This window comes from Actinomadura barringtoniae (assembly GCF_017573505.1).
Lineage (GTDB): Bacteria > Actinomycetota > Actinomycetes > Streptosporangiales > Streptosporangiaceae > Spirillospora > Spirillospora barringtoniae.
In genome coordinates this window covers 20,667-35,644 of sequence record NZ_JAGEOJ010000015.1, presented here as the reverse complement: position 1 = coordinate 35,644, position 14,978 = coordinate 20,667, and the positions used below count along the sequence as shown (strand labels likewise).

Genomic DNA, 14,978 nt, shown 5'->3' with positions numbered 1-14,978 from the left:
GCTCAGAACGCGTCGAGCAGGCGGGGCGGGGTGATGGGCAGGTCGCGTACGCGGATCCCGGTGGCGTGGTGAACGGCGTTGGCGATCGAGGCGGCGGCCCCGACGATGCCGATCTCACCGATGCCTTTGGATCCCATCGGGTTGAGGTGCGGGTCGTCCTCCTCGATCCACACGGCGTCGATGTCGCGGACGTCGGCGCACGCGGGCACGTGGTACTGCGCGAGGTCGTGGTTGAGGAAGTCGCCGAACTCCTCGTCGAGGACGGTCTCCTCCATCAGAGCCATGCCGAGCCCCATGGTCATGCCGCCGATGAACTGCGAACGCGCCGTCTTGGGGTTGATGATGCGGCCCGCCGCGAAGACGCCGAGCATGCGGGTGACGCGGACCTCGCCGGTGTCGACGTCGACCTCGACCTCGGAGAACTGCGCGCCGAACGCGTGCCGCGACAGCTTCTGCTGCGACTTCACCTCATCGGTGGTGTCGGCCGAGGCCTCGTCGGCGGGCGACGAGCGCAGCGCCTCGCAGGCACGGTGAACGGCCGTACCCCAGCCCGCCGTGCCCGACGAACCGCCCGCCAGCGAAGCCTTGGGCAGTTCGCTGTCGCCGATCTCGACCGAGACCTTCGACGGGTCGGTCCCCAGCGCCTCGGCGGCGATCAGCGTGAGCGTGGTGCGGGCGCCGGTGCCGATGTCGGCGGCGGCGATCTCGACGCTGAAGCGGCCGTCCGGATGGCGGCGGGCGATGGCCTTGTTGGGCGAACGGTAGGCCGGGTAGGTGGCCGACGCGACGCCGGTGCCGATCAGCTTGCGGCCCCGCCGCCGGACACCGGGCGCCGGATCGCGGCCGGCCCAGCCGAAACGCGCCGCGCCCTCGCGCAGGCAGGCGACCAGGTTGCGTGAGCTGAACGGGATGTCGCGCTCGGGATCCTGCTCAGGCTCGTTCAGGATGCGCAGCTCGACCGGATCGACCCCGGTGGCGACGGCCAGCTCGTCCAGCGCCGACTCCAGGCCCCACATGCCCGGCGTCTCACCCGGAGCCCGCATCCACGACGGCGACGGAACGTTCAGCCGCAACAGGCGGTGCGCCGTCCGGCGGTTCGGGGCCTGGTACATCACCCGGGTCGGCGTCGCGGTCTGCTCGGCGAACTCGCGGACCATCGACGTCTGCTCGACGACGTCGTGCGAGATCGAGGTGAGCCGGCCGGTGGCGTCCGCCCCGAGCCGCAGCCGCTGGATCGTCGGCGTGCGGTAGCCGGTCAGCGCGAACATCTGCTGGCGGGTGAGCGCCAGCTTGACCGGGCGTCCGGCGGCGCGCGCCAGCATCGCGGTGAGGACGGCGTTCGGGCGCGGCGTCCCCTTGGAGCCGAAGCCGCCGCCGACGTGCGGCGAGATGACGCGCACGTTCGACGCGTCCAGGTCGAAGATCTTCGCGAGGGTGTCGCGGACGGCCGAGACGCCCTGGTTGGAGTCGTGGAGGGTGAGCACGTCGCCCTGCCAGGACGCGATCGTGGCGTGCGGCTCCATCGGGTTGTTGTGCTCGGCGGGCGTCGTGTAGGTCTCGTCGATCTGCACGCCCGCCTGGCCGAACGCGGTGTCCGGGTCGCCGCGCCCGGTGTCGGACGGGAAGGCCGGGTTGACCTTGCCGGGGTCGTACAGGCCCGGGTGGTCGGCCGTCATGCGCAGGTCGGGCGGCTCGGCCCGGTAGCGGATCTCCAGCCGGGCGGCGGCCTCGCGCGCGATGTCCAGCGTCTCGGCCACCACGGCGGCGACCAGCTGGCCCCGGTAGGAGACCGTACGAGACTGGAAGACGGCCAGCTCACCGTCGGGGACAGGCGTGAGCTTGGGCGCGTTCTCGCACGACAGAACGGCGAGGACGCCGGGCATGGCCAGGACCTCGTCGGCGCCGATGGACTCGACCTCGCCGCGGGCGACGGTCGCCTGCACGGCCATGGCGTACGCGGCGCCCTCGACCGGATACTCGACGGCGTAGCGGGCCTTGCCGGTGACCTTGTCGCGGCCCTCGACCCGGTTCATCGACCTCATGATCCCTCCCCGAGATCGGTCAGCGCGGCCACGATCAGGTTGGTCGCCAGCGGGATCTTGAAGCCGTTGTCGCGCAGCGGGCGGGCGGCCTCCAGCTCGGCCTGGGCGGCGCGGCGGAAGTTCTCTCCGGTCGCGGGGAGGCCGCGCAGCAGGTCTTCGGCGCGGCTCGCACGCCAGGGCATGTGCGCGACGCCGCCGAGCGCCAGGCGGCAGTCCCGTACGACCCCGTCGGCGACGTCCAGCGCGGCGGCGATCGACACCAGCGCGAACGCGAACGACGCCCGCTCCCGCACCTTGCGGTAGCTGGACGGCATGCCGAGCGCGGGCACCTCGACCGCCGTGATGAGCTCGCCCGGCTCCAGCGTCGTGTCGCGGGCCGGATCGTTCCCGGGCAGCCGGTAGAAGTCCTGAAGCGGCACGACGCGTTCACCCGAGCGGCCGCGGATGCGGACCGCCGCGTCCAGGGCGGCCAGCGCCACGGCCATGTCGGACGGGTGGGTGGCGACGCACGCCTCGGTGTGGCCGAGGATCGCGAGGTTGTGGTGCTCGCCCTCGACCGCCGGGCAGCCGCTCCCCGGCTCGCGCTTGTTGCACGGCTTGGCGACGTTCTGGAAGTAGGAGCAGCGCGTGCGCTGCAGCAGGTTGCCGCCGACCGTCGCCTGGTTGCGCACCTGCCCGGACGCGCCCGCCAGCACGGCCTGCGCGAGGACCGGCCAGCGCTCCCGTACGACCGGCTCGGCGGCGAGGTCGCTGTTGCGCACCGCCGCGCCGATGACCAGCCCGCCGCGCCCGTCGTCCTCGATCCGGTCGTACGGCAGCCGCGTGACGTCGATCAGCCGCGCGGGCCGCTCCACGCCGAGCCGCAGCAGGTCGACCAGGTTGGTGCCGCCGCCCAGATAGGCCGCCTCGCCATGGTGCAGCGCCAGCGCCTCGTCCGCGGTCACCGCGCTCTCATACGCGAACGGCCTCATCCCGCCACCCCCCGAACGCCTGCGGCGTCCCCGACGCCCGCCTCGCGAACCCCCGTGGAGTCTTGGGCGCCCGCCCCTCGGATGCCCGCCGCCTCCCTGATGGCGGCGACGATGTTGACGTAGGCGCCGCAGCGGCACAGGTTGCCGCTCATGCGTTCGCGGATCTCGTCGTCGCTCAGCTCGGGTGCGGCGGCCACATCGGGCGTGACCGCGCTGGGCCGGCCCTCGGCCGCCTCCCGCAGCATGCCCGTGGCCGAGCAGAGCTGGCCGGGCGTGCAGTAGCCGCATTGAAAGGCGTCCTGCTCGATGAACGACTCCTGCAGCGGGCTCAGCTCCTCCTCGTCCGCGAGCCCTTCGACGGTCGTCACGTCGGCGGCGTCGTGGGCGACGGCGAGCGCGAGGCACGCGTTGGCCCGGCGGCCGTCCAGCAGAACCGTGCACGCACCGCACTGCCCGTGGTCACAGCCCTTCTTGGTCCCGGTCAGCCCCAGGTTCTCGCGCAGCACGTCCAGCAGCGACGCGCGGGTGTCGACGGTGATCCGGTGCTTGCCGCCGTTGACGGTCATCGTGACCTCGGCGAGGACCGGAGGTTCGGCCGGGTTTGTGGCGCTCTCCATGAGCTGCCCCTACCCCCCTCGCGAGCAGCTGAGTCGTACGGCCGGACGCGGGGAGAGGACTGTCCCAAAATCATGCGTTTCTTTGCCAATGGCGCCTTTTCGCGAGGTCAAGCCCTCGTCATCCGAGTTTTCCGCCCGGCCGCGCGGGGATGGCCCGCCTGACGGGGACGGGGACGGGGACGGGGAAGGATGTGAGCATGCCGGGCCGGACGGCCGACCGATCGAGCTGGCGGGCGCTGAGCGTCTGCCTGCTCGCGGCCTTCATGACCCTGCTGGACGTCAGCATCGTGAACGTCGCGCTGCCCTCGATCAAGAACGCGCTGCACGCCTCCGAGGGGGAGCTGCAGTGGATCCTGTCGGGCTACGCGCTCACGTTCGGGCTGACCCTGGTCCCGGCCGGGCGGCTCGGCGACGCCCGCAGCCGGCGCGCGGTGTTCATGGCGGGACTCGTGCTGTTCACGGCGTCCAGTGCCGCGGCCGGGCTCGCGCCGACCATCCTCTGGCTGGTGATCGCCCGCCTGGTGCAGGGGATGGCGGGCGGCGTGCTCAACCCGCAGATCGCGGGGCTGATCCAGCAGCTCTTCCAGGGTGGTGAACGCGGCCGTGCCTTCGGCGCGCTCGGCGCCACGATCGGCATCGCCACCGCCGCGGGTCCGCTGGCGGGCGGCGCGCTGATCGCCCTGGCCGGACCGGCGGAGGGCTGGCGCTGGATCTTCTACATCAACATCCCGGTCGGCCTGGTCGCGCTGGTCCTGGCGTGGCGGCTGCTGCCCGCGCCCGTACGCGGCGAACAGCAGGGGCTGGACCCGGTCGGCGTGACCCTGCTGGGCGTGGGCGTGCTCGCGATCATGCTGCCGTTCCTCCAGGAGCGGCAGTGGCACGGCCCCGGCAAGTGGCTGCTCATCCCGCTCGGCGCGGCGTTCCTCGCGGTGTTCGTCGCCTGGGAACGGCGGCACGCGTCGCCGCTGGTCGACCTCGCGCTGTTCCGGCACCGCTCGTACGCGAACGGTTCGCTGATCGCGCTGTGCTATTTCGCGGGCTTCACCGCGATCTTCTTCATCTTCACCCTCTACCTGCAGAACGGCCTGTCCTACAGCGCGCTCGGCGCGGGCCTGGCCGTCACGCCGTTCGCGCTCGGCTCGGGCACCGCGTCGGCGATCGGCGGCCGCGCCGTCTCGCGGTACGGCAGGCATCTGGTCGTGGCGGGTCTGTGCCTCGTGCTGGCCGGGCTCGGGGCGGCGTGGGCGGTCGTCGAGGTCCGCCCGGGCAGCGGCGTCGCCTGGCTGACCGCGCTGCCGCTGCTGGTCGCGGGGATAGGCAGCGGTCTGGTGATCGCCCCCAACCAGACCGTCACGCTCTCGGAGGTGCCCTACACCGAGGGCGGCGCGGCGGCGGGCGTGCTCCAGACCGGCCAGCGGATCGGCACCGCGGTCGGGATCGCCGCGGTCGGCGCCACCTTCTTCGCCACCGTCGCCGGCTCGGGCGGCGACTGGGCCGCCGCGTTCCGCCACGGCCTGACCGTCCTCCTCGCCTTCGTCGTCCTGGCCCTCGCCGTCGCCCTGTACGACCTCAGGAAGGACCGGCGCCTCCGGCCCGAACCCGCGCGGTGAATAAATACCGATAGGTATTCTTATTTGCAATTCCTGATGTGGCCATATTTTCCGACATTTGGCCACGGGTTGCTGTGCACCGCTGTAGTTTCAGGGCCTCTGGAGTTCGCTTCCTGGGGGAGGGAAAGGGTGCTCGGCATTGATGGTTGCCTGGCTCGGATGATGACTATTCCCGGTGCCCAGAGCGTGACGTTGGTGGACTGTGCGAGCGGTCTCGCCGTGGCGGCGGCGGGACGCGGCGACGTCGTTGATCAGCATGAGGACGCCGCCGGCTCGACCGACGTGGTCCGCGCGGTACTCGCCAGTTCCGCGCTGAGCGCGACCCGGACCGGTGACGACATCGAGGAGATCATTGTTTGCGGAACCTACGGATATCATCTACTGGCTCTGGTCGAAGAGGAATTCGACGGACCTTTGTTCGTCCATTTGTGGCTTGATCGCGACAAGGGCAACCTGGGCCTGGCGCGACTGAGGGTCCAGAACCTCGTTCACGAAATGGTGGGGCCGTGAGATGGCCGGGGCCGCAGCCACCGCCCCCGCCACCGACACGACCACCGCGGCGCGGCTGCGGACGCTGGCGCGCGAACGCAGCACGGGCGTCCTCCAGATCGGCACGGACGGGGCCTTCGAGCTGGTGAACGGGATCGTCACGGTCGCGGCGAGCCCGCACGCGCCCGGACCCGAACGCCTGGTGGCCGGCCCGACCGGCCTGGAGACGCTCGCGCTGATCTCGGTCTTCGACGCCGCCTACTTCCTGCTGGACGCCGCCGCCGAGCCCGAGTTCATCGACGGCCTGCGGCTGCACTCGGGACCGCACTGCAACCTGGCCGTGGCGACCCTGGTGCACGAGTACGAGCGCCGCCGCGCCCTGCTGGAGGCGCGCTGGCCGCACCCGCAGCTGTGCCGCGCGCCGGTCGTCCCCGTACGCAGGGTCCGCCGCCAGCGGGTCATCCTGACCGGCCTGGAGGCCGAGATCCTGATCAACGCCGACGGGCGCCGCACGCCCGTCGAGCTGGCCCACCACCTCGGCCGGTCGGCGTTCGCCTGCCTGCTGGCCGTGCACGAGCTGGCGGCCGCCTCCCTGGTGGAGGCGGACGCCGGCGCCCTCGACCCGCCCGCCGCCCCAGGCCCGTCCGACGACGGGCATGGAAGATCCGCCGAGCCCGGGCGCCCCGCCCTGCCGGGGATGCTCGCGGGCGGCGGTGCGACCGAGACCGGTCCGGCCACCGGTCTCGGCACGGCCGCCGTTCCCGGCTTGGTCGCCGGGGCCGGCGGGTCCGGCCCTTTCGCCGGAACCGGCGCGATCGCCACCCCTGGTGCGAACGCCGGAACCGGTGGGGCGGGCGGTGGGCCGGCGTTGCCCCGGCGGTCGTCCGCGCGCGGCGCGGCCGCGGAACCGGCCGCCGGGGCGGCGACGGTCCCCGCATGGGAGCCACCCGATCTCGACCTGCTCAAGAGGCTGCACGCGGCGCTCGAGGAGATGTCGTGACCGCGCAGCGGCGGCGGCTGGGGGAGCTGATCGAAAGGTTGACCAAGGTGACCGTCTCGGACCAACCCGAGGACGAGGGGGCGCACCCGCCCGACTCGGCGGTCGTGGCCGAGCTCGCGACGCTGCGCGAACGCGTCGCCGGGCTGGTCGGGAGCCTGGTCGCCTCGTCCGACGGCCTGCTCATCGCGCACGACCTGCCCGTCTCGATCGAACCGGCGGGCATGGCGGCCCTCACCGCGTCGGGGCTCGCCCTGTCGCACCGCATCACCAACACGGCCCACGGTGGCGCCTTCCACGAGGTGGTGATCCGGGGGGTGGACGGCTACGTGGTCATCTACTCCGCCGGCATCACCGCCTCTCTCACCGTGCTGGCGGCTCCCGACGTCAACGTCGGCCGGCTCCACCTGGAGTCGCGGCCGGTGGCCCGCAGAATCGCCGAGCGGCTGGCGTTCACCGCCGTCGCGCCCGGCGCGCGGGCCGATCACCGCAATGGAAAGGAGAAGGCATGAGCAATCTGGAGCTCGCGCTCAAGGACATGATGTCGATCGACGGGGCGATCGGCGTCGCCGTCGTCGACTACAACAGCGGCATGGCGCTGGGGCATCTGGGGAGTTCGAAAACCCTCGATCTCCAGGTCGCGGCGGCCGGCAACACCGAGGTCGTCCGGGCCAAGATGCGGACCATGGAGCAGCTCAACCTGAAGGACGAGATCGAGGACATCCTCATCACCCTCTCCGGCCAGTACCACGTCATCCGGCCGGTCACCGGGCGGAAGGGCAAGGGCCTGTTCCTCTACCTCGCCCTGGACCGCAACCGCGGCAACCTCGCGCTGGCCAGGCACCAGCTGAAGAGCATCGAGGAGAACCTGGAGGTCTGACCTCCGCGAGCCTTCGCGAGCGTCTGTGGCGTCGACCCTCTTCCCCGGGCCGGCGGCACAGGCATGTCCGGGGCACGGACGGCGCCGACGCCCGTTCCCGCGCCGCCGCGACGCCCGTTCCCGTTCCACGTTTGCGTCCCGGACGCACGTTCGCCCGCCGGTTTTTCGTCCCCAGACCCATGGCGCGCCCCTCCCGTCACGCGAAGAATCTTCCGTCGCGCCCGCATCCCGCGGCGCTCTGGCGACAGGGGAGAAACGGTGACCCGAAAGGCGACGGGGGCGGCCGTGGCCGTCCTCGCGGCGGCGACCACGCTGATGACGGCGGGCTGCGGTGCCCATGCGGACGGATCGCGGGTGTCCGCCCAGTCGGTGGCCGCCGCCTCCAAGCCGAAGCCCAAGCCGAGGTGCATCGCGGGCACCTGGCAGCTGACCAAGACCGCGGGCCGCGTGAAGGGCCCGGACTCGCTGGTCACGTTCGCCGGCGGCCAGGGCACCCGGCTGCACGTGTCCAAGGGCGTCTCGACCTACGACTTCCGCCGCTCGGGCCGCATGACCGAGAACGGCAAGAAGGGCAAGGCGCAGTTCGGCATGTGGCTGAAGTACGACAAGACCCTGCGCCTGAAGTCGGGCTACTCCGGCAACGCCAAGGGCACCCTCGGCCTGCAGACCAAGACCGCCTCCGGCACGGCCACGGTGAACGGCCGGATCGTGCGTCCCGCCCCGTTCCCCCTCAAGAAGCAGGCCCTCGCGCCGCTCATCAAGAAGGGCAAGACCGACCAGGCGCTCCTGCCGCTGGCGGTCTCCTACACCTGCACGCCCAAGGCGCTTCACCTCCACCAGGCCAAGAAGGCCAAGGGCGGCTACACCACCGTCGCCGACTGGTGGTTCAAGCGCGTAGGCCGCTGACCAGTGCCCGACGCCCCGGACCGCGCGCGCCGCGGCCCGGGGCGTCGCGCGTTCACCCGATCCCGTAGGCCCGGACGACCGTCTGGTCGACGACCCCTGGCACCTGCGTGCGCAGCGACACATAGCCCGACCCCGGGTTGGTGAACGTTGCCACCCCGTCAGCGCCGGCCGGGACCCGCGTCCACGTCCCGCCGTCGTCGTACGACACCGACAACACAGGCTGGGCGCCCGCCGGAAGCTTCTCGGGAACGAGGGTCACCATCTGGCGTGACCCCGGCCGGGCACGGTTGCGGGCGTCCAGCGCCGTCCGGTACCGAACGTCGGGGAGGTTCACCACCTCGCTGCCCTTGATGTCGAGGTCCCACACGACGTGCTGCCGCGTGGCCAGGTCGGACCATGGCACCGAACGTTCGGCGTCGACCGTGAGCGTGTGCCTGCCCGGAGCGGGACTCGGCCACGGCCCGCCCGAGCCAGGGATGCCGCTGGTCCCGACCACCGAGCCGCCGGCGTCCCGCAACGTCGAGGTTCCCCGCAGCGTGCCGGACGAGGCGCTCACGTCGGCGGCGGCCAGCATCTGGGCGTCGAACCAGACGTCATTCGTGCCGCTGAGATCAAGCACGCCCCCGGCCGGCCCGAAGGGAGCGCCGTTCCACTGGCGGGTGTAGGAGCCCGCGCGCGGGAACCGCTCCTCGCGGGCACTGACGTCGACGTCCTCGAACGCGCAGTCCGCCGAGGTGACGCCCTCGTCGAGCTGCCAGGGGAGCCCGGGCGAGTAGTACTCGGTGCGCGTGGTGGGCAGGGCGCCCACCTCCGAGTACAGGCCGATCGCGGCACTGGTCCCGAAGTCCGGGGCCGCGTGCGTCCCGGCACAGCCCGGTCCGCCCTCGCCGTCGTAGCGGGTCCGGACCGCGGCCAGGTCGCGGGTCCGGGCGCTCAGACCCGGATCGGACGGGATTCCCTCGGCCGAGCCCGCCAGGTTGTACACGTACGGGCTGCCGCTCGCGGCGCCCGACCGGGTGACGATGGACTGCACGTGGAACGTGACGCCGAGCCCCTTGGCGACCGGCGTGACGTAAAGGTCCGTGCCGCTCAGGTTGAGCGAGGTCACCTGGTCGCGGCCGCCGAGCTCCTGGCTGATGAGAACGGCGGTGTCGTTCGCACGGGCGTCGGCGCGGTCCACGTTCACCCGGATCGGCTTGGCCGTGCGAGCGTCCATGACCAAGGAAGTCGGCCCGCCCACGTGGACCTTGGGCAGATAGACCAGCGTGCTGGACGTCCTACCGTCCGGCTCAGGAGTGGACACGTAGGCGTACATCGCATAGTCGCCGTCCGGGATCGTCTCCTCGCCGTGGCCGTTCTGGATGTCGGCGCCGAGCGGCTGGTCGCCGTTCAGCGGCCACATGTACACGCGGGCGGCCCGCTCGGTCGTGGGCGCCCGCCCCGCACGGTCGATCAGGTCGAGCTTCACCGGCTGGTCGGCGCCCGCCCGCCGTGGCTTCGCGAGCGGCCTCGTCCGCTCGCCATGGATCATGGGGCCGCGTTCGAAGGCAGGGCGGCGGTACGGCGCGGGCTCGGCCGCCGCGGGCGACAGGGACAGCGGCATGAACAGGGGCAGGAACAGTCCGGTGGCGCCGAGCGAGGCCACGGCTTTCTTGATCTCCACGAGGGGCTCCTCAGGGCATGCGGGTATGCGGACATGCGGGTATGCGGACATGCGGGTACGCGGGTATGCGTGACGAAGGCCGCCGCCCGCTCGTCGGACGGCGGCCTGCTGATGAGCGGGACCTACTTGGGGAGCACGTCGGTCCACTGGCTGACGAGCTTGAACGAGCCGGGGGTCATGTAGGTGCCGCCGTCGGGCGGGATCTGCCAGTTGGTCTCGACCACCTTCGAGGTCGCCGGGTCCACGACGAGCCAGATGTCGTCGCCCTGCGGGCTGCGCATCTCCAGCCGCTGGCCGCCCGGTGTCCTGCCGCTGTTCTTGACGCCCGGGTACGCGGCGATCGCCCGGAAGGCGGCGGCGCGGGTCTTGGACGTGGTCGGCAGGGTGCAGATCAGCGAGTAGAGCCCCTCGAAGGTCATGGACCTGCGCATGGCCGCGTCCGGGCGGCCGGCGCCCGTCCGGACGTCGCTGTGCTTGATGTTGTCGGCGATCCAGGCCTTCAGCCGGTCCGGGTCGACCGGCAGGTGCTGGAGCTGGGCGAAGGTCACGTCGGGACCGCCGAGCGACCAGCGCCGGTCGAGCGTGAGCTTCTCCACCTTGCCCTCGGTCTTCAGGCCCCGGACCCAGACCTTGCCGTCACGCGCGGTCCAGTGCTCGGTCGTGACCGGTGCGGCCCCGGGGCCATCGATGTCCAGCTCCTTGACGTACCAGTAGGCGCCCTTGTCTGGGACCTTCTCGGCGGCGGTCGCGGCCGAGAGCAGGACCTGGCGGGCGGTCATGGGTGCGGCTTGCGGGGGGCTGTTGGGGTTGTGGGCGGGGGACGTGCCGCTCGACGTGATCGCTATGGCCGCGGCCGCCGCGGCGGCGGTCGCGGTGAGGCCGAGGCCGCCCGCCAGCCAGCCGGTACGGCGCGTTCGGGGCTTGGCGGGGTCGAGCATGGCGTTGTGCAGGCGGTGACGGCCCTCGTCCACCGTCTCCTGGGACGGGCCGGGCTTGGCGAGCAGCGTGGCGATGCCGGTGAACTCGTCGTACTCATCCATGGAATGCCTCCTTGTCGATGGCGGGCCTGAGCTTCTTGCGGGCGCGGCTGAGCCGGGAGCCGACCGTTCCGTACGAGATGCCGAGCGCCTCGGCGATCTCCTCGTGCGTCAGCTGCGCGAGGGCCATGAGCAGGACGACGTCGCGTTCGCCACGGGTGAGCCTGGTCAGGGCGAGTGCGAGCTGCGGCTGCATGCGCTGGGCGGCCACCGAGGTGACGACGCGGTTCTCGTGGCTGTCGATCTCCTGCTCGCGCGGGCGGCGGGCCAGCGCCCGGTAGTGCTGGGCCTCCTTGCGGCGGTGCCTGGCGACCAGGTTGGTGGCGATGCCGAACAGCCAGGGCCGCAGCTCGCCGCGCTCGGGGTCGAAGCGGTCGCGCCGCCCGAACGCGATGAGGAACGTCTCGGCGGCGAGGTCGTCGGCGGCCTGCACGTCCAGGCGCCCGGCCACGTACAGGTAGACCGCCCGGTGGTACCGGTCGTAGACGGCGTGGAACTCCTCGGGATCCCGCTTGAAGCGGCAGGCGAGCTCGGTGTCGGTCGCCCGCTCGTCCACACCGGCGCTCAAGGCCGTTTCTCCGTCATGCGGTCAGCCTCCTGGGGGTGGGGGAAATGATCGGCTTACACCGACACTTCGCACCAGCCCCGGAAGGCTTTCCCGCGACGGGTCGCTTACGGAGTCGCTTGCGGGGTCACGTGCGGAGTCACGTGCGGAGCTCCGTTACTTGCAGAGCTTCTGGGTGGCGGTACCGGTCTCGATCTTGCTGCCGGACGAACCGGAGCCCGAGTCGGAGCCGGCGGGCTTGTGGACCTTGACCTTCTTGGCGCCGTTCCAGTCGCTGCCGACCAGGACCTGGACGCGCGAGCCGAGGGAGTCGACCTCCTTCAGCTTGGCGCCGGGCAGGGCGGCGGCGAGGGTCTTGGCGGAGTCCTCGCGGCCCGGGCCGTACTGGATGGTGGTGGTCTTCAGCCCGCGGCGGGCCGTACCCGGGATCACCGAGGCGCGGAAGCCGGCGTCGCTGAGGTCGCCGGCGGCCTTGGCGGCCAGGCGGGGCGTGCCGACGGCGTTGCGGACCGAGACCGTGATGTCGGACGGGGCGACGGTCGGGGCGTTCTTGTCCGGCTGGGTCGGGCTGGCGCTCGGCTTGGGCGCGTCGGTGACGGACTGGTCGCGCCTGATCTTGCCGAAGAGGTCGTGCGCCTTGCTCTGGTCCCACAGAACGGTGGACTGCGGCGTCGAGCCGTTCCACAGCATCGCGTTGTAGCCGGGGTTGGAGAGCGGGACCTTGGCGAAGGTGACGTTGTCGGTCGACAGGTCCTTCATCTGGTCGGCCAGTTTGGGCAGGTCCTTGCCGAGCTTCTCGTCGACGGTCAGCGACTTCAGCGCGGCGTTCAGGAACTTGGTCGACTTCACCGGGTCGCTCAGCGTCTTGCTGCTGAGGGCCTGCTTCATCATCGCGGACATGAACTGCTGCTGCCGGTCGATGCGGCCGAGGTCGCTGCCGCCGGTGAGGGTGTAGCGGGCGCGGGCGAACGCCAGGGCCTTCAGACCGTCGAGGTGGGACTTGCCCGGCGGCAGCTTGAGGCCGCTCTTCGGGTCGTCGACGGGCTGCTCGGAGCAGACGTCCACGCCGCCGAGCGAGTCGACCATGTTGACGAAGCCGTAGAAGTTGACCTCGATCAGGTGGTCGATGGACACGCCGGTGGCGCGCTTGATCGTGTCGACCATGAGGTCGCGGCCGCCGAACTGGTAGGCCCAGGTCAGCTTGCCGTAGCGGGACGGGATCGAGGCGCCCTTGCCGCCGGGCTCCGAGCCGTTGGACTTGTGAGCGGGGATCGTCACGTACGAGTCGCGGGGAAGGTTGACCACCGTGACCTTGTCGTGGTTGCGCGACACGTGCACCAGCATCATCGTGTCGGAGCGCTCGCCCGGGTCGTGGCCGAGCTTGGCGGCCTTCTGCTGGGCCCTGGTGAGCCCCTCGCGGCGGTCCACGCCAGCGACCAGGATGGTCATGGCGCCCTTCGGCGCCTCCTTGTCCTTGCCCAGGCCGCCGACCTTGACCTTGTCGATGGCGCCGGTCACGTAGTTCTGGAACGCCCAGGCGCCGCCGGAGGTCAGCAGCACGAACGCCGACACCGTTCCGGTGATCATGAGGAAGCGGCGCTGGCGCCGGGCGCTCATCGCCGCCCGCGGGCTGAGCTCGCGGCCGGGACGCCGGGGCCCGCGCGGCGTGTCGACCGTCACCCGCGGTGACGGGACGCCGTCGACGGTCACGCCCTCGATGTCGTCGTCGGCGCCGGAACCGCCCGAGCCCGAGCCCGAGCCGCCGGGACCGGCCGAGCCGGGCTCGCCGCCCGCCCCGCCGGGGCGCGGGCGGAAGTAACGCTCGAACGGATCGGCGTCCCCGCCGGTGCCGTGCCCGTCGTCAGCCATCCTGGCGGTCGCCCCTCCCGAGTCCCGTCGATCGCGCGGCGTCCGGCGCGCATTCCCACCACCATAAAGTGGGGGACACCCGTCTGTTCGCTACCTCGGACTCGTGTCCTTGGAGTAACGTGGCGCCGTCTTGACCTCCTCCCCGGCGGGCACGCCCTCTCCGGGCGTGGTGAGCTGCGTCACAGACTTGGCGGCGAGAGGAAGGAAGTGGCAGGTCGGCGACGGTCCGGCCGGTCCGCGAGCACCGGAATGAAATCGTCTCCCCATGCGCAGAGCCCGATGACAGGCGCCCAGCAGCCCGAGTCCGACCGCACCTGGCCCGCGGTCTCCGTCGTGATGCCCGTCCTCAACGAGGAACGGCATCTGACCGACGCCGTGCGGCGCATCCTGAGCCAGGACTATCCGGGCGAGATGGAGCTGGTGCTGGCCCTCGGCCCGTCCCGCGACCACACCGACGAGATCGCCCAGAAGATGGCCGCCGACGATCCGCGCATCGTCGTGGTGGCCAACCCGACGGGCCGTACCCCGCAGGGCCTCAACATCGCGATCAAGTCCTCGCAGTACTCGATCATCGTGCGGGTGGACGGCCACTCGCTGCTGCCCGCCGACTATGTCCGGGCCGCGGTCGAGACGATGGAGGAGACCGGCGCCGACAACGTCGGCGGGATCATGGCCGCCGAGGGGATCACCCCGTTCGAGCAGGCCGTGGCGCGCGCGATGACCTCCAAGCTCGGCGTCGGCAACGCCCGCTTCCACACCGGCGGCGAGGCGGGCGAGGTCGAGACCGTCTACCTCGGCACGTTCCGGCGCAGCGCGCTGGAACGGGTCGGCGGCTACGACGAGACGTTCGTGCGCGCCCAGGACTGGGAGATGAACCACCGGATCCGCCAGAGCGGCGGCAAGGTGTTCTTCACGCCCCGGATGCGGGTCACCTACCGGCCCCGCCCGACGCTGCGCGCCCTCGCCAAGCAGTACTTCCACACCGGCCGCTGGCGCCGGGTCGTCGGCCGCGAGCACCAGGGCACGCTCAACCTGCGCTACCTGGCGCCGCCGCTGGCGGTGCTGGCGATGGCCGCCGGGATCGTGGCCGGGGCGTTCGGCTTCTGGCCGGGGTGGATCCTGCCGGGCGGCTACCTGCTGGCCATGGTGGGCGGCGCGGCCATGGAGGGCCGCGGTCTGCCGGTGTCGGCCTGGATCCGGCTGCCGTTCGTTTTCGCGACCATGCACGTCTCCTGGGGTGTCGGGTTCCTGACCAGCCCGCCCGGGCTCGGCCAGCCGACACCGGCCAAATCCTGAACAATCCTCTTGAACCCTGCTGGTCCTGGGCACGTC

14 protein-coding genes are annotated in these 14,978 nt (G+C 71.8%); 7 read left to right on the top strand and 7 right to left on the bottom strand.

The window, feature by feature from the left end:
• Positions 1–2: 2 nt before the first annotated feature.
• From J4573_RS33335 to J4573_RS33325, 3 genes are read right to left on the bottom strand one after another with little or no spacing between them, the layout of a single operon-like run.
• Entirely contained in the window at positions 3–2,042 is a 2,040-nt protein-coding gene (locus J4573_RS33335) for a xanthine dehydrogenase family protein molybdopterin-binding subunit (RefSeq protein WP_279575668.1), read from the bottom strand.
• Positions 2,039–3,013: an FAD binding domain-containing protein gene (locus J4573_RS33330; RefSeq protein WP_208259918.1), complete on the bottom strand. Its 975-nt coding sequence runs from the start codon at positions 3,011–3,013 to the stop codon at positions 2,039–2,041. Before J4573_RS33330 ends, J4573_RS33335 begins: the two co-directional genes overlap by 4 nt.
• On the bottom strand, positions 3,010–3,630 hold the full coding sequence (locus J4573_RS33325; RefSeq protein WP_208259917.1) for a 2Fe-2S iron-sulfur cluster-binding protein: 621 nt from the start codon (positions 3,628–3,630) through the stop codon (positions 3,010–3,012). Before J4573_RS33325 ends, J4573_RS33330 begins: the two co-directional genes overlap by 4 nt.
• A gap of 197 nt (positions 3,631–3,827) precedes the next feature.
• Here J4573_RS33325 and J4573_RS33320 point away from each other — a divergent pair, with 197 nt between their 5' ends.
• The 6 genes from J4573_RS33320 (at position 3,828) to J4573_RS33295 (ending at position 8,512) form a co-directional block, all read left to right on the top strand.
• Positions 3,828–5,240, top strand: a complete 1,413-nt coding sequence (locus J4573_RS33320) for an MFS transporter (protein ID WP_208259916.1) — start codon at positions 3,828–3,830, stop codon at positions 5,238–5,240.
• Between the two features lie 129 nt (positions 5,241–5,369).
• Positions 5,370–5,750 (top strand): hypothetical protein, encoded by a 381-nt coding sequence (locus tag J4573_RS33315; protein WP_208259915.1) that lies wholly within the window; start codon positions 5,370–5,372, stop codon positions 5,748–5,750.
• Position 5,751: 1 nt separating this feature from the next.
• Positions 5,752–6,729, top strand: a complete 978-nt coding sequence (locus J4573_RS33310) for a hypothetical protein (RefSeq protein ID WP_208259914.1) — start codon at positions 5,752–5,754, stop codon at positions 6,727–6,729.
• Positions 6,726–7,238, top strand: coding sequence for a roadblock/LC7 domain-containing protein (locus J4573_RS33305; RefSeq protein WP_307797090.1), 513 nt, complete (start codon positions 6,726–6,728; stop codon positions 7,236–7,238). The genes J4573_RS33310 and J4573_RS33305 overlap by 4 nt, the downstream gene beginning before the upstream one ends.
• Positions 7,235–7,606 (top strand): hypothetical protein, encoded by a 372-nt coding sequence (locus tag J4573_RS33300; RefSeq protein WP_208259912.1) that lies wholly within the window; start codon positions 7,235–7,237, stop codon positions 7,604–7,606. Before J4573_RS33305 ends, J4573_RS33300 begins: the two co-directional genes overlap by 4 nt.
• A 258-nt stretch (positions 7,607–7,864) precedes the next feature.
• Positions 7,865–8,512 (top strand): hypothetical protein, encoded by a 648-nt coding sequence (locus tag J4573_RS33295; protein WP_208259911.1) that lies wholly within the window; start codon positions 7,865–7,867, stop codon positions 8,510–8,512.
• Between the two features lie 52 nt (positions 8,513–8,564).
• On the opposite strand, the gene J4573_RS33290 is transcribed toward J4573_RS33295, so the two are convergent.
• The 4 genes from J4573_RS33290 to J4573_RS33275 all read right to left on the bottom strand — a co-directional run bounded on the left by J4573_RS33290 (position 8,565) and on the right by J4573_RS33275 (position 13,646).
• Complete coding sequence (locus tag J4573_RS33290; RefSeq protein ID WP_208259910.1) at positions 8,565–10,175, bottom strand: hypothetical protein; 1,611 nt, start codon at positions 10,173–10,175, stop codon at positions 8,565–8,567.
• Positions 10,176–10,297: 122 nt separating this feature from the next.
• Entirely contained in the window at positions 10,298–11,215 is a 918-nt protein-coding gene (locus J4573_RS33285) for a CU044_5270 family protein (protein WP_208259909.1), read from the bottom strand.
• Entirely contained in the window at positions 11,208–11,780 is a 573-nt protein-coding gene (locus tag J4573_RS33280; RefSeq protein ID WP_208259908.1) for an RNA polymerase sigma factor, read from the bottom strand. The genes J4573_RS33285 and J4573_RS33280 overlap by 8 nt, the downstream gene beginning before the upstream one ends.
• A 153-nt stretch (positions 11,781–11,933) precedes the next feature.
• On the bottom strand, positions 11,934–13,646 hold the full coding sequence (locus J4573_RS33275) for an LCP family protein (protein WP_208259907.1): 1,713 nt from the start codon (positions 13,644–13,646) through the stop codon (positions 11,934–11,936).
• Positions 13,647–13,925: 279 nt separating this feature from the next.
• Here J4573_RS33275 and J4573_RS33270 point away from each other — a divergent pair, with 279 nt between their 5' ends.
• Positions 13,926–14,942, top strand: coding sequence for a glycosyltransferase family 2 protein (locus J4573_RS33270; protein WP_243773979.1), 1,017 nt, complete (start codon positions 13,926–13,928; stop codon positions 14,940–14,942).
• Positions 14,943–14,978: the final 36 nt, after the last annotated feature.